The sequence below is a fragment of the Psychrobacter sp. LFX-11D genome, assembly GCF_904846475.1.
GTDB lineage: Bacteria > Pseudomonadota > Gammaproteobacteria > Pseudomonadales > Moraxellaceae > Psychrobacter > Psychrobacter cryohalolentis.
In genome coordinates this window covers 245,960-269,743 of the sequence record NZ_CAJHAV010000003.1, presented here as the reverse complement: position 1 = coordinate 269,743, position 23,784 = coordinate 245,960, and the positions used below count along the sequence as shown (strand labels likewise).

The window sequence follows — 23,784 nt, the reverse complement described above, 5'->3', positions numbered from 1 at the left end:
AAAGGAAATAACTATGACTACTGTATTAGTCATTGACGATTCACCATCTGAGATGGCGAAATTTCGCGACATGCTTTCTAAAAATAACTATCAAGTATTGGAAGCGACCAATGGTGAACAAGGCTGCCAGATGGCCATTGCTCATCTACCAGACGTCATTTTGATGGATGTGGTTATGCCTGAAATGAATGGTTTTCAGGCAACTCGTAAAATCACTCGTGACAAGGCAACAGCACATATTCCTATCATCATGATCAGTACCAAAAATCAAGAAACCGATCGTGTATGGGGCAAGCGTCAAGGCGCAAAAGAGTATCTTACCAAGCCTATTGATGAAAGCGGTCTGGTCCAGATCATTCGTAAAGTAATGGAGTAGCTTGTGGCATCGAGAGGATTTATTGAGCTTCTGCGTATAGCAGATATGGCACGTTCGCGTAAAAGCGGACGCCGCGGCGGACAAGAATTTGACTGGCAAGGGGTAGTATTTGAGATTGGCGGTCAACGTTTGGTTGCGCCAATGGGTCAAGTAGCAGAAGTATTATCCATGCCAGAATATACCAGCGTGCCCTTAGTAAAGCCTTGGATGCTTGGTATTGCTAATATTCGTGGGCGTTTACTGCCGTTGACCGATTTGTCTCGATTTTTACAAGTGCCCAGTCGGTTAGCGCAAATGAGTCAGCGTAAAGTCATGGTCATCGACCATGATAATGTGTTTTCAGGGTTACTTGTTGACCAAGTGATCGGTATCGAACAGTTTACTCAAGACCAATATCGTCCAGAAGCCATTGAACCGAATTCGCCATTTGCACCTTATAACCATGGCAAATTTTTCAAAGATGAACAAGATTGGTATGTGTTTATGCCAAGCTTACTGACACAGGATCTACAGTATACCGATGCTGCAATATAACTGTCTTTAATGACCCGTCAAGTTTGATCATTAGGTGTTCATTAAAACGATGGCAGAAGAATCATAGCTGACATGATCCGGTGGTGTGTCAGCATTCATACAGGCTTTGTTCATCACGGTTGTTTTGATAACACTATGATTTCAGAGTCAGTCACAATAAGACTTTGATGATTGTTTGAAAGGAATAAGTGCGATGAGTGATGCTATAAATAACCCTGTAAGCGGTGTAAATAAAGCCGCGACAAATGCAAACAGTCAATGGAAACTACTACTAGGCGGTTGTGCTCTAGTGGCTATGGGTGCTCTATTGGCGCTGATCAATGCCATATCCTCGGTCAGTGAGTATTTAACGGATTTTAATCAGGCTGTCATAATACCAGTAGTTGTCTTTGTGCTCAGTGTACTGGGTATCTTTTTCGCTTTTTATAAGTTGCTACAGCAGCGCGGTGGCTCAGAACGTCTCCTTATTGAAAAAGAGACCTTACGTCGTCGTCAAGAAGCGGAAGCCGAGTCTGAACGTGCGCGCCAAATCCAAGAAGAAAACGAGCGTAACCAGATTGCTATTTTGCGCCTACTTGATGAGTTGGGTGATTTGGCAGACGGTGATTTGACGGTTAATGCAACAGTATCAGAAGATTTCACGGGTGCAATTGCCGATTCTGTTAACTTTGCTATTGACCAACTACGCCAATTGGTACTGGTTATTAACAGTACCGCAGATCGCGTTTCGCAGTCATCAGAGCAAACACAGATGAATGCAGTCGAGCTTGCGGCAGCCTCTGAGCATCAAGCACAAGAAATCGCTGGTGTGTCTGCGGCTATTAATGAGATGACGGTGTCCATTGACCAAGTTTCGAATAACGCTGCAGAATCTGCAACGGTTGCTCAGCGTTCGGTTGCCATCTCTTACAATGGAGCAGAAGTAGTACAGCGCTCTATTGAAGGTATGAACGTTATCCGTGATCAGATTCAAGAAACCTCAAAACGTATTAAACGTCTTGGTGAGTCTTCGCAGGAAATTGGTGATATCGTTGGTTTGATTAATGATATTGCAGACCAAACTAACGTTTTGGCATTAAACGCAGCGATTCAGGCATCGATGGCAGGTGAAGCTGGACGAGGCTTTGCGGTCGTTGCTGATGAGGTTCAGCGTCTTGCTGAGCGTTCAGCCAATGCAACTAAGCAGATTGAGACGTTGGTAAAAACCATTCAAGCAGATACCAGTGAAGCGGTCATGTCGATGGAATCAACGACGTCTGAAGTCGTACGTGGTGCGCGGTTGGCAAAAGATGCGGGTGAAGCACTAGAAGAGGTGCAAACCGTTTCTAATACTTTGGCTGATCTCATTCAGAATATTTCAAATGCTGCTCTGCAACAGGCTGAGTCGGCAGGTCATATCTCTCATACTATGAACATTATTCAAGATATTACCTCTCAAACGTCTTCTGGTACGATGGCGACCGCACGTTCTATTGGTGAGCTAAGCGAAATGGCTGCAGCACTACAAGAATCAGTCACCGGCTTTAAAATATCAAATGATGATGAGCAGTTGAATCATGAAAGCATGGATCATGAATATCTCGATATGGATGAGAGAGTCTCAGCCAGTATGTAATAACTGTCGATAATAGCTATGATTTTTTCTATGGAAATGTTAACCACATTGCTGCTCTAAACAGACATTATAAAATTTGGAGCAGCAACATTAATAGCAGGTCGTATGAATCATCATATTCAAAAAGGCAGTATTCATATAATTGAAGCTACATCAATAGACAGCCTCATGCAAGATAATGTGAAAATGATACGGCATGACGAGTATTTTGATAATAGACAGTGGCAACGCTATATAGAGTGTGAGATTGGTTTTATTTTACCTAATATTCAATGTAATTGGTTGGAAAATGCGGTGATTCACACGGCATTGTTTTATGGATTGACTACCGTCCAGTTGTGGCAGCAGTTGCCGTTTAACAATGAGCTACGCCAGCATTTGCTTGATAAAGTATTGATCCATGAAAGCCGATTTTTCCGTCATCTGCCTTCTATCAATTTCGTCACAGAATGTGCAGAGCAGCATCAGCGCCGCAAGCGGATAGATGCTGATACTAGTGAGATGTTTCACATATGGAGTGTGGGCTGCGCGAGCGGACAAGAGACTTGGTCTCTGGCAATGAGTTTGGCTGCAAAGCAATTGAGCAATTACACGATCTTGGGTACAGATGTCAGTCAACAAGTACTAGCAAAGGCGCGATTGGGTCAATATGACGCTAAACAGCAATCATTAATCCCACCATATTGTCAGCAGTTTGTGCAGCCATTATTACCAGCAATCATGGCTGACGAAGCGAGTATTGGTAACACTTATCTAAATAGAACCACGGCAAGTAGTAGCTATGGCTACTGGCAGGTCACAGCAACGTTAAAATCGCAGGTCCGTTTTGCTTTACACAATATTATGGATGAAAAACCGCCTACCGCGCATCTACAACAGGTGATTGTTTGTCAAAATATGCTGCTATATTTTCGCAAGTTTGATCAGCGTGATATTTTAGCTCGATTATCAAAACAATGCGCCTTGGGTGGTTATATTATATTGGCTCCAGGTGAGGCGCTATTTTGGCGTCCTTCAAATATGCGCCGTATTGCGCACCCACATCTCAATGCGTGGCAAAAAATCAGTACCTAAATTAGCGCCTAAAAGAGTCAGGATGAATCTATGAAAAACCAGCCCAATGACATGGTAACGCTTGAGTGGTTATTGCCACTGTTTACTCAGCAATTAACACAGGTAGCTGATGGCTGGCAATTAGAGACAGCACGTACTAATGACGAGCAAATGGCACAGTACTATCATGAAATTGCTGGTGCCCTGATCATGATTAATTTGCCTGCTCTAGCAAGTTTAGCTAATAAGCTTAGCTTATTAGCAGAAGCCACTGTTTTTGATGGTTTAGATAATGGCAGCTTAGATATAAATTTGGCTGCTGAGAAACTCAGAATAGGGCAGATTGCTCATAAAGTGTTACAGCGTGAGCTGGAACATTATGTGCGCACAGGTAGATATCATAGTGTTTTAATGAATAAAACGCTGACTGATCTAGCGCAAGTCTTATCGCAGTTTGATATAGTCACAGAGCCGCTTGCAGATACGTTATCATTGACGACAGACAGTCATTTGGCTAGCTTATCGGATTATGATGATATTGACATAACCCTACCTGTGAGTAGGGCAGTGTCAGATTTAGATAGTCAACAGCATCGGCAATTGCTATTAGTGTGGCGCCAACAGACGCAAAAATTGCTCGCTGCCAATATGAATGAGCCTGCTATCCTGACTGTGCTACAAAAGGTCAGCCATTATTTATGGCAAACGGCGCAAGAAGCTGATTTGCAGCGCTTGTGGTATATGGCTGAGCTGTGGCTACAGGATCTTGGGCAAAATGAAATACCACTACCTAAGCAGTATGCAGGAATATTAAGTCAGCTGGATCAATTGATAGACAGTCATCAAGATCAGATTGAGCCATCTATAAGCGAGATTCAAAGTCTCATTAGTCATATTTATAGCGAATTAAGTAGCCTTATTCATAACAGTGATAATGCTGAATCTTTATTGAATGGCAGTGTACAGATAGACGCTGAAGTAGGTCTCTTACCTCGTATATTGAGTGAGATTGAGACGATTATTTTTGCACTTGATAAGCCTCATACCTTGCTAAAACCTTTAGCGAAAATAAATAACCAGCTTAAAAGTCGTGGCTGGACATTATTTGCCTCACAAATCGATGCTATTGTGACTAATGTAGAGCGTAGCCTCTTATCAGAGCAGGATTTTACGCAAGAACAATGGCAGATTGAACGTCAGCTACAAGAGTTGTATAGCGCTGTCTATAATACAGAACAAATGATTTCTATCAAAATGGATGATGTAGCTGCATTCACTATTTCTGCTCGCACTGATAATGACTTGCAACCAGCAAACAGTTTAGATGTTGGTTCTGTTAATGTGGATTTACGTGAGTTACGTATTGCGGCTGAAGAAGTTAAGCAAGATTTTCATAACTATATACAACGCCAACAGTTAGAATTATTGCCAGAGCAGGCAAGTTTTGAGAGCATGAGCCAGACTTTTAACAGTATGGGGCTGCCAGCGATTGGTAAAGTAGTCGATAAGATAGCCGATATATTTGCACAGATACGTACTCATAATATTGCCATATTGAGCTGGGACGTTATCGAAGCGTTGGCAGAGAGCTTGAGTGCCATTGAGCTATTATTGGATTATCTTGCGCAACAGTTTGTTGATCAAACACTACTAGAAAAAGCAAATGCTTATATTGATACGGCAGCCAAGCTACTTAATGCATATATCGATGCGCCTGAAGCAGTCAACGATACTTTGCTTACCCAAAAACCAGCCGCCAATGATGTATTGCGCTATGACGACAGCGGTGAGATTGCGCCTAGCACTGAACCGTCTTTTAATGCTGAGACGTTGACTGACTCACTATTAGACAATGAAAAAGCTGTAGGGACAGAGTATAGCGAAGCTTTATTGAAAATGCGCCAACAGCTAAATCCTGATACCTTCGATATCGATGAAGACATTCGAGAAATATTCATTGAAGAAGTTGAAGAAGTGATTGGTGATCTAGAAGACTTTTTACCAATATGGCAGGAAGATGCGCAAGATTTAACACCATTAACGGAACTACGTCGTGGTTTCCACACCTTAAAGGGCTCGGGACGTATGGTTGGTGCTGTTAGCATCAGTGAGATGGCATGGTCTATCGAAAATCTACTCAACCGTTTATTGGATAAAACCTTATCCGTAACGGACGATGTAGTAACGTTGATAACAGAAACCACCAAACGCCTACCCGTTATGCTATTTGACTTTGCAGCACAGCAACCACCAAGCTTTGACCCTGCTATTACTCTTTTGCAAAGTCATAACTTGATGACTCAGCAACCACTAAATGCAGGTTTACCAGTAGCTGCACCTACGTTATTAACAGCTGATATTGAAGAATCGGACTTTGCATTAGATCATTATGTACTTGACCATAATTTACACGCGCAAGCCATAAGCTCAGTCTCTGAGCCAGCTAACACTTTGAATGCATTGTCAGATTTAGAGCTCCCTTTGGTATTGCAGCCATTTATTTTGGAAGCACAGTCGCTAGTGACAGATGCAAACGATGCTGATCCTGATATTAAAGAGATATTTATAGAAGAGGCTAATGAAGTCTTAGATGAAATCATCCCTTTATATGAACATTGGCAGCTTTCACCTACTGATTTGACTGAACTGAAAGACATACGCCGTGGCTTTCACACTCTGAAGGGCTCTGGTCGGATGGTCGGTGCTCATTACAGTGCTGAATTAGCATGGTCTATAGAAAACATGCTAAACCGCATTTTAGATAAGAGCATAACTGCCTCAGCGGATATACAGCAGCTGATTGGTGATGTATTGGCCGTATATCCTGAGTTACTAAGCACTTTCGAGCGTGAAAGCCAAGATTATCCTACTATGATGCCATTGTGGGTGGCCTGCGCTAATGCTTATAGCAAACAATTAGGTGATGAATTCAGTTACTGTGCATTATACAATCAATGGTTACAGCCTGCTAAGCATACGCCAAGTCACATTGATTTAGACAGTCGTATTCAAGATTTGGAGAATGATGAAGCAATTGATCGTACCTTGCAGACGATTTATTCGGTCAATGAAAAAATGGCAGAAGCACCAGTTATTGTGATGCCTCAAAGTGAAGAAGAACAGGCGTTTTTTGACATCTTTATTGAAGAGGCAGAAGAGTTGTTAGAAGGCGTTAATGACTTTGTACGTCATCATAAAAATGAGCCATATGTCGAGGTAAGTGACGAGATTGTGCGCGCATTCCATACTTTGAGAGCAGCTTCTGGCTCTAGTGCATTGACTGCCATTAGCGACGTGAGTGCGACGATAGAGCAAAGCTTAGAGCTTCTACAGCAGCAGGATATACCGATGAATGCAAGCCATTTAACTGCACTGGCCCAATCTGTCACGCTTATTGATGGTTATCTCCATAACTATAAACAACATGCAAACCAGCAAGATATGTCGGCAGAGCATATGCAAAGCGAGCAGGATATCGCCTCGTTACAGGCGATGCTTGAGGAGCAAGATGACGATAGTGAGGCAAGCACTGAGGATAAACCAACGATTAATGACTTGTTAGATGGCAATATTGATGAGTTATTAGATGCCGAGTGGCAATTAGATGAAGCGCTTAACAGTGCTGATATCGAGCAAATCCAAGCCTATATCGCTGAGCAAATTTTACAAATTAAATATTTAACTGACAAAGCACAAGCCTTTCCAAAATTCGTCTCTATTCTTGATGCCTTACAAGATGCTTATTATTATTTGAGCCAGTATCCAAAAGAAGCGTCAGATATTGATATCCAAGAAATCCTACTTGCAGGTCATGCGCAGTTAGTTGGTTTATTTGATGCTTTAGCAGGCAGTACGTCATTAAAAATTGATGAGCAAGTACTAGAGAAGTTAGAGAGTATCAAGCAATACAACATCGTGCAAGCTAGTATCGTGCAAGACAATATCGTGCAAGACAATATCGTGCAAGATAAGAATGAAAGTGATGAAAATATAGCCGATGAAGAACAGGCTACTGTACAAAGTATTGCCGCACCTGAGCTAGAGCTTGAAACTATCGATACGGATATTGAGCTACTAGAAATCTTCTTAGAAGAGGCGCAAGAGCTTGATGATGCGCTGGTCGATAGTTTCAGTAAGTGGCGTGCAGACATCACCCATATTAATACCTTAAAGGTACTCCAACGCCATCTGCATACCATCAAAGGTGGTGCGCGTATGGCAGGTATCCGCAGTATTGGCGACTTGACTCATGAAGCAGAAAGCGTTTATGAGGCGTTTGTAGAATCTAAATGCGAGCCAACCGCGCAGTGGCTTGAGATTATGCAAGTGGTGCAAGATACCTTATCGCTGCAGGTAGCACACATTGTACGTTATCAAAAATCTTTTTTTGCGCCTGAGCTCATGGCTCAATTACAGCAGTTCTTAAAAGCACAAGCATTGCCAGAAACGGTACAGCTTATTATTCCTATGCCAAATACCCATGTGGCAGCTGAGCCTCAAATCTTTGCCAATCAAGATACCCAACATGTAGCAAATGAGGCAGATGCGTTAAGTTTAGATAAAATCATTCAGCAATCGTGGGCGCATGGTTTACCTGATGCCGATATTTTAGAAGTTTTCTTAGAAGAGGCCACAGCGCTCACCAATCGTAATGAATATCTACAGTTATTCTTAAATGATGCTGGTGACATGGTTGCGCTGCAAGCACTACAGCGCGACTTGCATACCTTAAAAGGTGGTGCACGTATGGTTACTGCTACTGGTATTGCTGATTTAGCTCATGAAATGGAATCAGTTTATCAAGACTTTGTTGCTCAGCGCCGCCCTGCAACCACGAAAGTGCTGGAGTTGCTGGCTGCTTGTTATGACTGGCTAGCAGATGCTGTTTTTATCCTATCGCAGCAAGTGAATCCGCCAACACCTAGTTTACTAATTGAGGCATTACAGCAATTTAGTAAAAACCCTAATAGCTTAAAGCAGGTACCAGCAGAAACCCTGCAAGCTCAGCGTGAAACGATTTTAATTGCCAAAGAAAATCAAGAAACAACCTATATTCAAGAAGATATCAGCGCCATGCCGCTGATGGTTAACGATGCGACTGAACAAGAGCAAAATGCCAATAATAATGAGATGATTCGTATCTCAGGCAGTCTGATTGAGCATATGATTAACCTGTCAGGTGAGTCTGCGATTAACCGTGCTCGTATCGACATGGGTATCAGTAGCTTGACCAACAGTATTGAAGAGATGGGTACTACCGTACAGCGTCTAGCGGATCAGTTGCGCCGTATGGAAATTGAGCTTGAGGCGCAGATTTTATCGCAGATTGATGAAGAGCTGGTCAATCATGAAGGTTTTGACCCGCTGGAGATGGATCAATACTCTTCTTTGAATCAGCTGTCAAAATCTTTGTCAGAGTCGGCATCGGATTTGGTCGAAATTAACCATACTTTATTAGAAAAAACGCGTGATAGTGAAAGTCTATTGCTCCAGTTATCTCGGACGCAGACTGAATTACAAGATGGTTTGATGAACTCACGTATGGTTCCTTTTACGCGATTAACACCAAGGCTTGAGCGTATTGTCCGCCAAACGGCTAATGAGCTGAATAAGTCGGTTGAGCTAAAAATTATCAATGCTGATGATGAGATGGATAGAACCATTCTAGAGCGCATCACCTCACCGCTTGAGCACATGTTACGTAACGCAGTCGATCATGGCATCGAAAATGTGGCAGCAAGGCTGGCAGCAGGTAAAGAGCGCAGTGGTCAAATCACGCTAGAAGTACTACGTGAAGGAAGTGAAATTGTCATTTTGCTCAATGACGACGGGCAAGGGATTGATGTAGAAGCAGTACGTGAAAAAGCCATTTCTCAGGGTTTGATCGACGCCAAAGATAGGAATCTTAGCGACCTTGATATCATGCAATATATTTTTAATGCCGGTCTTAGTACCAGCAAACAGGTCACGCAGATATCAGGGCGCGGCGTCGGTATGGACGTTGTTATTAGTGAGATTCGTCAGCTAGGTGGTGCTGTATCCGTGGTATCAGAGCTTGGCAAAGGATCAAGCTTTACCATCCGTGTACCATTAACGGTAGCTGTGTCCGATGCTTTGGTGGTTCGAGCAGCGGATCGTTACTATGCCATACCTTTGGTGCAGATTGAACGCGTTGTACGTATCAATCCAGAAAAAGTTTATGACTATTATCAATCGGGCGAGGCGACTCTCAATTTTGAAGACACTGACTATCGTGTCCGCTATTTAAATGAGATTTTATCTGGTAATAAGCTCAATGAGCTGGTCGTTAATACCAATACCAGCGTACCGCTTATTATCATCAAAAACCGCAGTGGTCAGAATATGGCCCTACAAGTCGATCAAATAGCAGGCTCACGTATTGAAGTAGTGGTAAAACCTTTGGGGCAACAGTTCTCAAATGTATCTGGTATCTCAGCGGCTACCATTATGGGCGATGGCTCAGTGATGCTCATTCTAGACTTGATAGCCTTGATGCGTAACGCGGCTTTAGTCAAAGACGTCACGTATTCTAAAGCTACTGAACAAAGAAATATGGATTCCAATACCACGATTCTGGTCGTTGATGATTCAGTCACAGTCAGAAAAGTAACATCACGATTCTTAGAGCGTCAAGGGTTCAATGTGGTACTTGCCAAAGATGGTATCGATGCGCTTGAGATACTACAAGAGATGACGCCTGACTTAATGCTGCTTGATATTGAAATGCCGCGTATGGACGGTTTTGAAGTTGCTACCCAAGTCAGACATAATGGACGCTTGCAGCATCTGCCTATTATCATGATTACCTCACGAACCGGTGAGAAGCATCGTGAACGTGCCCTTGAGATTGGGGTAAATGACTATATGGGCAAACCTTTCCAAGAAAACCAGCTGCTTGATAAAATCCAAAGTTTATTGGATGAAAAGGTCCGCCTAACTCATCATGGGTAACATACGTGCCTTGGCGTTAAAAGATAAAAGTGAGATTAAAGTGTTGGTGGTGGCAGAAGACCATCAGCAGCGGATGGCGTTCTCTGATACAGTGCGGAGCTGTGGCTTTCATCTGGTGGATTGCGTTACACCATCGCAGTTGAAAGATAAGTTTGATGGTTATGAAAGCGCTATTGATATCTGGTTGATAGACAGTGATTACGATGAGCATCTAGCGACCATGACAGCTGCTTCCAATCCTGTAGCGATGTTGGTCGGGTTTAGTCAAGCGCCTTATCTTAATGAGGCGCAGCATTACGCTAAATGGCAACGTAAATTCAAACGTAAGCTTGCGCAACTGCTGGATTTGCCAACTCTTATCGATAATTCTGTCTATAAGGATGATATTAGTGATTGGCGTTATGTGGTGTTCTTAGGGGCATCTATGGGTGGTCCTAGTGCGGTTAAAGCGTTCTTAGATCACCTATCGCCAACACTGCCGATAAGTATTTTACTAGCGCATCATTTTAATCAAACCATGATTAGTACCTTGCCACGTATATTAAATCGCCATAATGACTGGCACTGCCAGATGATTACTTCCTCGCAGCGCATGCGTACAGGTCAATGTCTGATCGTACCTATCGATCAACAGATTGTCTGTGACTCAACTGGTCGCATTATCTTATTAGATCAGGCTTGGGTAGGGGATTATAAACCTGCTATTGGTCAGATTCTCAAAAACACCAGCGATGTTTATGGTAGCGAACTGATAAACATTATCTTTTCAGGTATGGGCAATGATGGCACGCAGTATTTAGATTTGATACAAGATAATGACAGTCAATTATGGGCACAAGACCCAAGTTTGAGTACTTGTCCCAGTCAGCCACAGGCTATCATTGACTCAGGATATTGTACCTTTATCGGCAGTCCTCAAGCATTGGCAGAAAAGCTGACCAACTATATTGCTAATAAAGCGACAAACGACACTCCACATTCATTTATTGTGAGCGAATTATGAGACAGATGTTAAAACATTCATTTGAGGCAGTAAGCTTACTGACCACCACTAATGGTATGCTCGATGTGACGATCATTCCAGCGCTTGATCAGCCGGATTGGCTTGTTCCTAGTGGTTTGATTTTGAGTATAGATGAGTACAGCGAATATACACAATTTTATGAGTGGCAACAGCAACAAATCGCTGTGTTCCATATGTTGCCGAGCCATCAAACGCCAGATAAGATGGTTATATTGGAAGGAAATACATCAGCGCATCGTATTGCTTTGCAAACTTCAGGTGAGGTGCGTCAACTACAGGCGCGTATCTCTGATGTGAAAGATGTTGAGCTACCTGAGCATTTTATCAAGTCAAATAGCAATATCGATACGGTTCATGAACGTGTACAAGAAGAGGTTGTGCTATCCTATCTTTTTCAGACGATCATGATTGATAATATGCTGTATCTGGTGCCAGATTTGGATAAAATTGCGCATCAATTGGTAGATTTAGACAGCTAGTTTGCTCATTAGATAGTCACTATCTATATCTATATCTATATCTATATCTATATCTATGCCTAAGCGCTTATTAAGCAATCAGTAGCGACAGAGGTAACACAGTAAATTTATGAATACTACTCATTCCAACCCAACAAAATGGTCCTTTGCCAGTCGATTTTTTCACTGGATTAGCGCGATTTTATTGCTGATTACATGGACCATGATTTTTTTATATGACAACCTAGATAGTAATCTCTATATTGGGCTACATAAAGCCTTTGGGGTTAGCCTATTATTTTGGATGATAGCACGAGTCATTAATCGCATCTTTACCAAAGCGCCACCAGCAGTATTGATGCCGAAATGGCAAATGCTGCTTTCCCGATTGTCGCATTTTGTACTTTATGCTCTGTTGATTGCGATGCCAATAGCAGGGTTAATGATGTCTTTGTATGGTGGCCGTCCGGTTGATATATTTGGTATATTTCAGATACCTGTACTAGTAACCCCAGATAGAGGGTTGGCTCGACTCTTTAATGACTGGCATGTAGATATCATTTGGCCAATGATTATCGCCTTTATTGTGCTTCATATCGGGGCGGCTTTGTATCATCAGTTTGTGAAAAAAGACAACCTCATAGCACGTATCAAGTAATAGACTTTTAATGTCGTTACGACATATCAAAAGTGCTGCTTCTAGCACTTTTGTATTAAGAAATGGCATCTATTTCTTAGTTTCCACAGTGTAAAATATACCCGTAAAAAAGCCCTGCGTATCATACACAGGGCTTTTTTTAATGATCAAAATAAATATGGGCTAACTATAAATTTACTTTTTATGCTCAGGTAAATTAATATTCATCTCAAGCACGTCCAAGCTATCTTCAGAACGATGATTGATATTGACATCATCAATCTGTACGCCATTGACATACTTATTGACCACTTCTAATATCTCACGTTTCATTTTTTCGATACGGTCTGCGGTCAAGCGATTGTTTAAGCGATTTTCACTTGCGACAATAACCTTTAAGCGCTCAGTTGCCATATTGGCACTGCCTGCATTGCTGTCGTCAGTACCAAATAAGCTACTCCAAAATCCTTTTTTCTTACTCATTATTAACCCCCAAACCAGCGCTGTAATAGACTCTTTTTCTTCACATCAATATGACGTAATGGACGTTCTTCCCCTAGGAAGCGAGCGACAATATCATCATAACATTGACCAGCAATAGAGTCGGTATAATGAATCACGGGCTCACCGTGGTTAGAAGCTTCCAGCACGGAATGGCTCTCAGGAACCACGCCCAGTAATGGAACTTTTAAGATGTCATTTGAGATGGTTTCAATATCCATCATCTCATTGGCTGCGGCACGCTCTGCATTATAGCGTGTGATAATCAGATGCTCACGTACAGAACCTTGGTTTTCAGCCACTTTTTTGGTCTGGCTTTGCAAGATACCAATGATACGATCTGAGTCACGTACTGATGAGATCTCAGGGTTGGTAACGATGATGGCTTCATCCGCATGATACATGGCGAGCTGCGCGCCGCGCTCGATACCTGCAGGTGAGTCGCAAATAATGTAATCGAATTGCTTAGAAAGCTCTTCCATAATCTCTGCCACACCTTCATCTGTTAACGCATCTTTATCGCGCGTTTGACTGGCAGGTAGAATGTAAAGATTTTCTAATTGCTTATCTTTGACAAGCGCTTGTGATAGGCGTGCATTGCCATTGATTACATCGACAAAGTCATAAACAATTCGATTTTCGCAGCCCATAATCAAGTCTAGATTACGCAAGCCTACATCAAAATCGATAACAACTGTCTTATAGCCACGTAATGCTAAACCGGCGGCAAAAGAAGCACTGGTCGTGGTTTTACCCACACCGCCTTTACCCGAAGTGATTACAACAATCTTCGCCACAATGGCACACTCCTATAAATTGATGAATTGATGAGATATATATTATATAAAGCATTATGCTTTCTGGTCGTCCATACGCTGTATATATACTCTCTGCGAGCGTAAGCCTAGCATAAATCTAGCAGAACTTATAGCAAGTCTCTATTAAAGCATACAAACGGCTAAGATATAAAATTAAGCGATTACCTAACTGATATATAAGGACGTAGGTGTGGTAAATAGTGGCAGAGCTAAAAATTCATCATAGCGCAGTTTTGTTAAATAAACTTACTACAATATGAATTAAAAGGGTTTCTGACATATTTACTTTTTAACCTTAACAATATCTATATAAATGACTAGGGTTTGACGCCTTTATTAATCTGAGATTCATCAATGATCGTAAATACCAAACCTTGACCTTCTAAAAACCGCACTTCGACCGATTTATCAATCACATGCTCAGGCAGATTGTCGCGTAAGCAATAAGTACCGGCGACTGACACCAGAGAGGGGTTAAAAACTTGGCAAAAAATGCGTGCGTCTTTATCGCCCGTAGCACCTGCGACCAAGCGACCTTGAGCACGACCATAAACGTGCAAGTTATTATCAGTAATAGCTTCAGCGCCACTATTGACACTGTTGGTCAAAATCAAATCGCCACCGACATGATTGAGACTTTGTCCTGAGCGCAGCATTTGATCATAGATAAGACTGGTAATATGCTCAGTACTGATAAGGGTTTCTGCTGTTTCTACAGATAAATCAGCTTGCATTTCTGCGCTTGTTTGTAGCGCTTGATGAGCACTCACGTTATCCGTCTTAGACTCACTATTATCAGTAGCAGCCGTTGTAGAAGCAGCAACTTGGCTTAATTGCGTTACTGCTTTTTTACTGGGTAAAATGCGCTCAATACGCTTACCATCTGCTGGAAATATTGCCAAGCGTAGCTCACGTGCTTGCGCGTCAAGTAGCCCCGTCACGACGCCGATAGGCTGTAAACCCCAAGACCATAGCAACTCGACCAGTGCTGATAGATCTTGCTCAACCTCGCTATCAATCAACACAGGAATATGACTGCTCTTATTGCTCAACGTGCTTTGTAATTGAGCAGCAATCGCCACAAAGTCATCGGTACTAAACTGTACCCGTGAAAAGGTCAGCATTTTGCCATAAAAGGCTAAAGCAGGTGTGGCTGACGAAGTGTCGGTATAGTTGTCGGCAATGGTCATAATCTACATCCTCAAAAGGTAATCGTAATGCTATATTCGTGGTGATATTTTTCTTATCAAATCATTATTTTAAAGCTTTAAAGATTCTATAATTTAAGCAAGTCTTGATGCTTCCACTGTTGAACTTTTATTTGCGCTTCAAATTCTGTCAGACCATCATCGATAATACTAGCAATGAGATGGTCTAATGCCGGATTGTCTGTATCGATTTGAGCGATACCACTAGCGATAGCGACCATCAATGCGTCAAGGCGTTCGGCGTCAAGCAGACGCTCGTTGAGCGCATAAACCACATTTTCACCAATATTTTGCCCCACATGTTGTAGCTGTGATTCAATCAAGCTACCCGCAATAGGTATCATACGCAGATAGCGGCGCAATTCTGGCGTATTGGCAAGCCCATCTTGGATCGCATTGCCCACTTCACTAGCGATGATAGCGCCGCCACCTGCTGACTCAGTTAGAGCTTGTAGTTTTGGTGTCATCTCTTTACGCAGTAGTGACAGTATAGCGGCTTCAATCTCATCACGATTGCGCGAGATGGTAGAGTCGATAAACGATTTTTGCCTCTTCGGATCAGTAAGCTCCTGCCGAAAGGTCTGAATGGTCGTTAAAATAACTCGGTCAGACAACTCCTCTAATACTACATCGATATAGAAGTTGATTCTATTGATCCATGGCTGGGGCAATACTTGATAGCCTAGTTGATATAGGCGTCGTCCGATAATAACAACGCGAAATAATCGCAGCGCACGCAATTGCGGAAAACAGCCTAATACCTCGTACCAATGCACAAAAGGAAAAAAGAACCAGCGGTAATAGATTTTTTCTTTGATGGCAATCGCCCAGCGTAATAGCAGCTCTGCAATCAAAAACAAGGTAAAAAAGCCGCCTACGGTACGTAATGAGTCATGGATATTACTTTGATACCAGATTAATTGATTGGAAATTCCAAGCCAGTTTGCCGCGTCACTACTAAAACTACTCATCAAAATAGCATCAGTACTGATAACCAATAAATCAATACTGATGGCGATAATCATCACGATATCATAAGTAAGCTTTAAACGATTTGGTTTAGGACGATTTGGTCTTGAAGGCGGAGTCTCTGGTGACCCTGTTGGTGGCTCCGACCCTGCTAAGGACTGATTGAGCGTGGACGTTGACTCTATGGGCGGGCGAGTAGTGGAAGAGGCGGGCACAGTCAGTCCTTATAAGTAATAAATGGCAGCAGTCATGAGAAGTATTACACCAATCACAACAAAATCAACACAGCGTTCTAACGGTCATTCACATTATCAATGAATAACGCCAAAAAACAACCCATCGACCATTATAATTTGGTATTTTGCCATTTATATTCTTTCAAACAATCCTGTCATTTTAACTGCTCGAATTATCAACCTTAGAATTGGTTTCAAACTCAGCCAACATAGTGGTGATACGCTGATTTTTTTGTTGCCAAACATGCTCTACCCAATCAAACATTTGTGCTTTTATATCCTCATCGTTTTCATAGCCACCTTCTTTAATTCCAGAAAATAAATCATCAGGTATTTCAAGATAGCGCACATCAACGCCTAAGCGCTTGATATTGCCTTTCCACAAATCCCCGTAAGTTGGTACCCCATCAGGATAGACAATGGTCATATCTAAGATACCATCGATGTGTTCACCTAAAGCACTAATCGCCAGCGATAAACCGCCAGCTCTTGGTTTTAGCAGATGGGTATAAGGCGAGTTTTGCTTATCATGCTTTTCTTTGGTAAAGCGTGTACCTTCTAAATAGTTCAGCAAGGTAAAAGGTTTGTCTTTTAATAACGCGCAAGCACGCTTTGCTTCTTCTATATCTTTACCTTTTAAAGCAGGGTTTTTGGCAACCGCTTCTTTAGAGTGACGACGCATCATCGGAAAATCTAAGAAATAAAAAGCCTGACCGACAATCGGGATATAAATCAGCTCAAATTTCGTAAAAAATCGCGTGAGGGGTAAGCGTTTTTCGCTAATGTACTGCACAATACTGGTATCAACCCAAGACTGATGGTTGCTGACGAGCAAATATTTGCCATGCACATGTACATCATCAGGTAGCGTGATACGCCAATCTTTTATTGGTAAGAGGTTTTTTATTAAAGCATTGTTACTACTAATCCAGTGATTGGTAATTTTAATCACTGTTTGATCTGCAATAGGGGCGCCAGTGATAATTTTGCCCATACCCATTAACCACAAGGGAATACTACCACCAAAGCTATTGGCAGCAATGACACCCGTTGCCGTTGCTAGCGAAACCGCTTTGCCCAATTTAGGGGCACGCTGATGGAGTTTTTGCATGGTGGCGTTTAAGCGCATGACCCATTCCTCTCTGTTAATTTTACAAATATATCAATAGTATGTTTTAAGTATTTCTAACACTACATAGCCTCGAAGACTTAGCTTGCAGCTAATAGGACAACATATAATAAGTCTTATTTTTACCCATTTTGACTTTGCTAGACTCTTGATAGTGTAGTCATATTCACTTAGCCTACAGATATTGCTAATATTAATAGTTAACGGCAGCCTTTTATAGATAAGGCTTTAAGTAAAGAGTCTTCTATGTAGAGTGATTTCATATTTAGATTTTCGCACTGGCTGTTAATAAAAGAGCGTTTAAGTGATAAGACCCTTACTTTTATTCTTGTAATGTTGCTGAGTAATTTTAGCAGAAAAAAATAGAGTGTACGGCTGTAAACGTGACTTGCGATAGCAAATTATGCATTTAACAAAATCGTATTTATCAACACTTATGCACTTCTCATACATAGATGTGACAAAATATTACACAGAATTAGAATGAGATTGCCATAATACTTTTAGTGTCGATAAACACCCAAACAATATAGTTAATGGCTAATTTGTCGTTAGCGTCTTTTATAAAAGTACGATTATTTTTTCAACTTAAGAGGACATATTATGCGTAATACATTAATGGTTGCAGCAATCGCTTCAGGTTTGGCTCTTACTGGCTGTGTCACTGATCCTAACACTGGACAACAACGTCTTAACAAGTCTGCTATCGGCGCTCTAGCTGGTGCTGCAGGTGGTGCGACTATCTCAAAAGCGACTGGTGGTGATAAAACTGGTCGTGATGCTGCTATTGGTGCTGCATTAGGTGCTGGCGTTGGTTACTATATGGAGCGTCAAGCTCGTCAGCTTGAGCAACAAATGGCTGGTACTGGCGTAACGGTTAAGCCAAACGCTAACGGTAACATTGATCTGGTTATGCCAGGTAGCATCACTTTCTCGTTTGATGATGCGACTTTGAACAACTCATTTAAGCCAACGCTTGATAAACTAGCATCAACTATGAATGAGTATAATCAAAACACCATCACTATTGCTGGTCATACAGACAGCAAAGGTACTGATGCTTATAACATGAAGTTATCACGTGACCGTGCTTATGCAGTAGCGAACTACTTAAGTGCGCGTGGCGTAGCATCTAACCGTATCAATGTTGTTGCTTATGGTGAGTCACGTCCTGTTGCTGATAACAATAGCGAATTTGGTCGTCAACAGAACCGCCGTGTTGAGCTGACAGTTAACGCACCACAAAGCGTTCGTTAATTTTAAATGATTAGCTAATAATTAATATCGAAAAAAGGTCAGCATAAAGCTGGCCTTTTTTTTGGCTTGAATTTTGTCTTTCATTAAGAAATTATATTTGATAATAGTTATCAATAACATTATAATTCCCATGCATTTATTTTGCGGATAGCTATTTTTTCAGTTTTTAATATCAAACTGATCATTGCTATTATCTATAATCAAGCTGTTTCAATGCCCGATACAGTGCTGGTTTCGCCTATTTTCATTACTAGTATCGATGTGAAAGATTTATCTTATCTCTTCTTTATTTTGTAGCCCATCAAGGACATCTATGAATATCACGACAGTGACAAGCCGTAAAATCTTACCGACTACTTTAGCTGCTGCACTGACAGGGATATTGATGGTATCAGGTTGTAGCAAACAATCTGATGAAAAAGCGACCACAGATGCACCAGTTGAAACCGCAGAGAAGACAGCTAGCAAAACTTCATCAGCTGCTGATAAAGCTCATATGGATCGCTTGCTTATCAGTTATGCGGATATGGCACATGCTGCATACAAAGATTCGTTAGAGATGGCAAAGCTTTTACAGAGCGCCGTCGATGCTTATGTAGAAACCCCAACGCAAGCAAATTTGGATGCTGCAAAAGCCGCTTATAAAGCCGCGCGCCAGCCATACTCACAGACTGAAGTATTTAGATTCGATGAAGGTTTTGTGACTGCCAACGACAATCGTAATATTGGTAGTACGGACAGCTGGGAGGGGCAGGTGAATGCTTGGCCTTTAGATGAAGCATTGATTGACTACGTAAGCGCTGACTATGAAGGCGAGTACAATAGTAAAGACAACATCATTAATAGCGATAGCATTAGCGTTGGTAGCCTCAAGCAAGATACCAGTACCATCACGCCTGAGCTACTCGCAGAGATGAATGAGATTGGCGGTAGTGAATCCAATGTGACCACAGGCTACCATGCTATTGAGTTTATGCTATGGGGTCAAGATACCAATGGCGTCGCTGAAGGTGCTGGCAACCGCCCGTTCAGTGATTATCTAACGACTGATGGTCAATGCACTAGCGGCGAGAATGTCAATCCTGACGCTAGTATCTGTGAGCGCCGCGGACAGTATCTAAAAGCAGCAACTCAACTACTGGTTGATGATTTGACCGCGATGGAAGCGCAGTGGCAACCTGACAGTGAAAACACCTTGCGTAGCGATATGATGGCACGTAGGGATAGCAATAGTTTACGCCAAATTATGTATCAAATGGGCAGCTTAGCACTTGGGGAGCTTGCCTCTCAGCGCATCCAAGTAGCGTTCGTCACTGGCTCTACTGAAGATGAGCATGAGTGTTTTAGTGACTTGACACACTTAAGCTATGCCAATAACGCTCGCGGTATCCAAAATGTCTTTAATGGTAGCTACAAAACAGTCGCGGGCAAAACCGTAGGTGGTTATGGACTGAAAAACTATCTTGTCGATACTGGCAATACCGAAGCTGCTGATAAATTGGCTGCTGATTTTGCAAAAGTAGAAGCGGCCTTTAATGTCATTGTTGAAAAAGGCGAGAAGGAAAATATCAAGATTGATCAAATGATTGCCACTGTAGGACAGGCGAGTAAACATGGTGTTTCTGCTGAAGAGCAAAACAAGCGTCGCGGTTGGATTGAAACCAGTATCACAAGTCTGCAAGAGCTGACAGCTGGAATTGAAAATGCCGCAAAAGCCGTCGGTATTGACAATTTAGATGCAGATGCAGGTTCGCAGTTTTAATTGCTCACTAATCTACTGTCTTAACAGCAAGCATAGCATTGATCGATAATGCCTAATGAGTCGCTAACAGTGAATGAGACTTATTTTCATAAGAAAACAATATAGGTATAATGAACACGTTGTCAATTTTGCTTGGCAACGTGTTTTTTCATAGCGTATTAAAATAGCCAGATAAATCAGCGTGCCGCTGCCACTTATCGACTAGCAATAAAAAATTTTATAGCATGCGATTTTAATGGTTCTATACCAGAACTAAGGTACTCTATGCACATCAAAAAAGGTGTTATCAGCAAACCACGCCCCATACTCCACTCTTCTCTTATATCTCAGTTTAAAACTGCCTCTGTCGGCATGTCTGCGCCATTTACCTTATCACTGGCATTAGTGGGTGTCTTATCACTCAGTGCTTGTCAGCCAGTCAAAGATGCTAATGATAACGCAGCCAACAAAGACCAGCTAAATACGGAAGGCGTTGAATTGCTGGGCTCTGAGCGTATTCAGACGATTGAGGCGCTGGCTGGCGTACCTATGCAGCAGCTTGCAAGCTTTGATCCGCAAGAAATCAAGCAAGGCGGTGATACTGGGATTGCTATTAGCAGTAGTGAGAGCTACTCTAAACCTTCATCGAACATTACCGCATCTCGCAAAGGCTCGTTCTTTATTGGTAATGCGTTTTTCCGTCAGCCGTGGGTAATTGCGCCTGCCAGTACGGATAGCCGTGATGGTCTTGGTGCGTTATTTAACGTCGCTGCCTGCCAGTCATGCCATGTCAAAGACGGTCGTGGTCATGCTCCTATGACTGCTGAGGACGATGCCGATAGTTTCCTGATTCGTTTGGCGATGCCAGCGACCACGGATAAACAGCGTCAGCAGTTAAAAGATTCACTTATTGAGAAAGTTGCTCATCCTATGTATGGTGGTCAATTGCAAGATCGCGGTATTCAAGGCGTGCCAGCAGAAGCAAGAATTGCCGTGCAGTGGACAGATAAAACGGTTACCTTTGCCGATGGACATATCGAAACCTTGCGCGCACCAACCTTTAACTTGACCAATCCAGGGTATGGTGCGTTTGATGATGAGATGATGGTATCGCCACGTGTTGCTTTACCTATGATTGGGCTTGGGCTACTCGAACAAATACCCGATGCGGATATTAAAAAACAAGCGGCTAGCAATCATAAAAACAGCAATGATATTAAGGGTAAATTTAACTGGGTCATGGATCCACAAACGGGTAAAGTTGCCTTAGGTCGCTTTGGCTGGAAAGCAGGGCAAACCAAGCTGATTACTCAAAATCAAAGCGCCTTTAATGAAGACATGGGTTTAACTTCAAATATCCGCCCACATGAATCCTGCACGCCAGCGCAAACCGCTTGTAAGAATGCGATAACGGGCGCAGATGAGCAAGGCAATGGTAAGCCTGCGGTTGAAGTCAATGATGAGGTGGCAAAATTTGTAGAATTTTATACGCGCAATTTGGCAGTACCGCACCGCCGTAATGCAGAGGATAAATTGGTATTAGCAGGTAAAAAACGCTTTTACGATATGGGCTGTCAAAGCTGTCATACGCCAAGATATCAGCTACCAAAAACCGCTGATGATCATCTTGAGCAGCATGGACAAGTGATTTATCCTTATACAGATCTGCTGTTACATGACATGGGTGATGAGCTTGCGGATCGCACTATCGCTGGCAAACTGCCGCCAAAAAATTGGCAAGTTGAGTTTTTAGCCAATTCTTATGAGTGGCGTACGCCGGCTTTATGGGGAATTGGACTTGCCCATACCGTTGATCCGCAAGCGACGTTTTTACATGATGGACGTGCCCGCACGCTGATGGAAGCGGTATTATGGCATGGCGGCGAAGCAAAAAAACAGCAGCAAAAAGTGCTGATGCTTGATAAACAAGGACGTACTGAATTGAGTGCGTTTTTACAGTCATTATAAGCATCTGACTGTGTATTTTTTAATCTTTGAATGACAGATAGATAAGGTTATCCGCCTGACGGCTATATCACTGTGATACTGATACTCGACGATAACGATTGATAATATTACTGAGAAATCTATGAAAATAAATCATGCGCTAGCAATGGCGCTCTCGGCATTAAGTGCGGGTATACTTATTAGCTGCGTCAAACCTGCTGATGACAATAAAGCGGCTGAAGTAGATAGCCAAGTTGCACAAGATAGTGCTGAGCTGAAAACTGGCGAAAATGCTGCGGTTGATGGCAATACAGATAAGAATGTTGAAAAAATAGTCGCTGTCGATATCAGTGCTGAGACTGAAAAAACCTATTTAACCCATGTAGCTAATGAGATTGTCATACCTGCTTATGCTGACGCGGCGAAACAAAGTGATTTGTTGCATGATTTGGCACAAAAACATTGTCAACAAGCGCCAGTCAGCGGTGATGAATTGCAAGCGCTACGTGACCAGTGGCTAGTATTGGCACAAGCATGGGCAAGTGCTGAAATGGTCAACTTCGGTCCTGCTACCGCCAGTATGAGTAATCTTTATATCAATTATTACCCTGACGAGCGCGGCTTGGTACATAGCGGAGTGGCGGATCTTATCGCTGCCAATCCAAAACTGACCGCCGAACAACTTGCTAACGAAAGTGCCGTTGTCCAAGGTGTGCCCGGTTTAGAAGAGGTGCTTTATGCCAATGACAGCTTGGACGCTGGTCAGTGTGCGTATGTTATAAGCGCGAGTAGTGCGCTGAGCACACGCTTAAAAGCTATTGAGAAAAACTGGCAACAAAATGCGACTAAGCTATTAGCAATTGATAAAACTGCTGAAAGCGACCAAGGATTGAACCAATGGATTAATTCCCTACTGTCGTTGGTTGAGACGATGAAATCTAACGCTGTTGATCAGCCATTAGGCTTGAGCGGTAAAGCCAAAGGTCATCTACCTGCTGCGACCGCAGAGCAAAGCCGCGCGATTATCAATGCAAAATTAGCGACTTTAAATAAAGCCATGACCGATCCGGTACTGACTGCTATCTTGGGCAGCAATAGTGAAAATAACGTGGCTGACAATCTATCGACTGCGCTCGCTGATACCACTACGTTATTGGCACAAATGCCAGAAGATTTAGCCACTGCTGATAAAGCCACGCAGCAAGAGCTGTATGATCATCTTACTAGCGTTACGCGCTTAATTAAGCGTCAATTGATTCCGGCACTTGGTCTCCGTGTCGGCTTTAACAGTAACGACGGTGATTAAATA

General features: G+C 42.4%; 16 protein-coding genes and 1 pseudogene. 12 read left to right on the top strand and 5 right to left on the bottom strand.

Annotated features, from left to right (window positions below):
- Positions 1–13 precede the first annotated feature (13 nt).
- The 8 genes and pseudogenes from JMX75_RS04130 to JMX75_RS04095 all read left to right on the top strand — a co-directional run bounded on the left by JMX75_RS04130 (position 14) and on the right by JMX75_RS04095 (position 12,690).
- Positions 14–376 (top strand): response regulator, encoded by a 363-nt coding sequence (locus tag JMX75_RS04130; protein ID WP_011514415.1) that lies wholly within the window; start codon positions 14–16, stop codon positions 374–376.
- A 3-nt stretch (positions 377–379) separates the two neighbouring features.
- Positions 380–910, top strand: coding sequence for a chemotaxis protein CheW (locus tag JMX75_RS04125; protein ID WP_020444252.1), 531 nt, complete (start codon positions 380–382; stop codon positions 908–910).
- A gap of 526 nt (positions 911–1,436) precedes the next feature.
- Positions 1,437–2,441: pseudogene (locus tag JMX75_RS04120) on the top strand (methyl-accepting chemotaxis protein); the annotation flags it as partial.
- A gap of 189 nt (positions 2,442–2,630) precedes the next feature.
- The gene (locus JMX75_RS04115) at positions 2,631–3,599 is read left to right on the top strand and encodes a CheR family methyltransferase (RefSeq protein ID WP_201531163.1); all 969 of its coding nucleotides are present in this window, start codon (positions 2,631–2,633) and stop codon (positions 3,597–3,599) included.
- Positions 3,600–3,629: 30 nt separating this feature from the next.
- Positions 3,630–10,550, top strand: a complete 6,921-nt coding sequence (locus tag JMX75_RS04110; protein WP_201531162.1) for an Hpt domain-containing protein — start codon at positions 3,630–3,632, stop codon at positions 10,548–10,550.
- Complete coding sequence (locus JMX75_RS04105; protein ID WP_201531161.1) at positions 10,543–11,553, top strand: chemotaxis protein CheB; 1,011 nt, start codon at positions 10,543–10,545, stop codon at positions 11,551–11,553. The genes JMX75_RS04110 and JMX75_RS04105 overlap by 8 nt, the downstream gene beginning before the upstream one ends.
- A gap of 5 nt (positions 11,554–11,558) precedes the next feature.
- A complete protein-coding gene (locus JMX75_RS04100; protein ID WP_227673137.1) occupies positions 11,559–12,053 on the top strand; it encodes a hypothetical protein in 495 nt (164 codons plus the stop codon).
- 109 nt (positions 12,054–12,162) lie between these two features.
- A complete protein-coding gene (locus JMX75_RS04095; RefSeq protein WP_201531159.1) occupies positions 12,163–12,690 on the top strand; it encodes a cytochrome b in 528 nt (175 codons plus the stop codon).
- A gap of 174 nt (positions 12,691–12,864) precedes the next feature.
- Here JMX75_RS04095 and minE read toward each other — a convergent pair whose 3' ends face one another.
- The 5 genes from minE to JMX75_RS04070 form a co-directional block, all read right to left on the bottom strand.
- On the bottom strand, positions 12,865–13,152 hold the full coding sequence (minE, locus tag JMX75_RS04090) for a cell division topological specificity factor MinE (protein ID WP_011514407.1): 288 nt from the start codon (positions 13,150–13,152) through the stop codon (positions 12,865–12,867).
- Between the two features lie 2 nt (positions 13,153–13,154).
- Positions 13,155–13,967 carry a septum site-determining protein MinD gene (minD, locus tag JMX75_RS04085; protein ID WP_011281068.1) on the bottom strand — a complete coding sequence of 271 codons (813 nt, stop codon included), beginning with the start codon at positions 13,965–13,967 and terminating at the stop codon, positions 13,155–13,157.
- Positions 13,968–14,305: 338 nt separating this feature from the next.
- Positions 14,306–15,178 (bottom strand): septum site-determining protein MinC, encoded by an 873-nt coding sequence (gene minC / locus JMX75_RS04080; protein ID WP_020444245.1) that lies wholly within the window; start codon positions 15,176–15,178, stop codon positions 14,306–14,308.
- Positions 15,179–15,264: 86 nt separating this feature from the next.
- Positions 15,265–16,380, bottom strand: coding sequence for a hypothetical protein (locus JMX75_RS04075; protein WP_201531158.1), 1,116 nt, complete (start codon positions 16,378–16,380; stop codon positions 15,265–15,267).
- Between the two features lie 181 nt (positions 16,381–16,561).
- Positions 16,562–17,530, bottom strand: a complete 969-nt coding sequence (locus JMX75_RS04070) for an acyltransferase (protein ID WP_201531157.1) — start codon at positions 17,528–17,530, stop codon at positions 16,562–16,564.
- A gap of 603 nt (positions 17,531–18,133) precedes the next feature.
- Between JMX75_RS04070 and JMX75_RS13085 the strand changes: the two genes are divergently transcribed.
- The 4 genes from JMX75_RS13085 to JMX75_RS04050 all read left to right on the top strand — a co-directional run bounded on the left by JMX75_RS13085 (position 18,134) and on the right by JMX75_RS04050 (position 23,781).
- Positions 18,134–18,787: an OmpA family protein gene (locus JMX75_RS13085; RefSeq protein WP_020444242.1), complete on the top strand. Its 654-nt coding sequence runs from the start codon at positions 18,134–18,136 to the stop codon at positions 18,785–18,787.
- Between the two features lie 313 nt (positions 18,788–19,100).
- Entirely contained in the window at positions 19,101–20,549 is a 1,449-nt protein-coding gene (locus JMX75_RS04060; RefSeq protein ID WP_201531156.1) for an imelysin family protein, read from the top strand.
- Between the two features lie 264 nt (positions 20,550–20,813).
- Positions 20,814–22,496 carry a di-heme oxidoredictase family protein gene (locus JMX75_RS04055; RefSeq protein ID WP_201531155.1) on the top strand — a complete coding sequence of 561 codons (1,683 nt, stop codon included), beginning with the start codon at positions 20,814–20,816 and terminating at the stop codon, positions 22,494–22,496.
- A 121-nt stretch (positions 22,497–22,617) separates the two neighbouring features.
- Positions 22,618–23,781 (top strand): imelysin family protein, encoded by a 1,164-nt coding sequence (locus JMX75_RS04050; protein WP_201531153.1) that lies wholly within the window; start codon positions 22,618–22,620, stop codon positions 23,779–23,781.
- Positions 23,782–23,784: the final 3 nt, after the last annotated feature.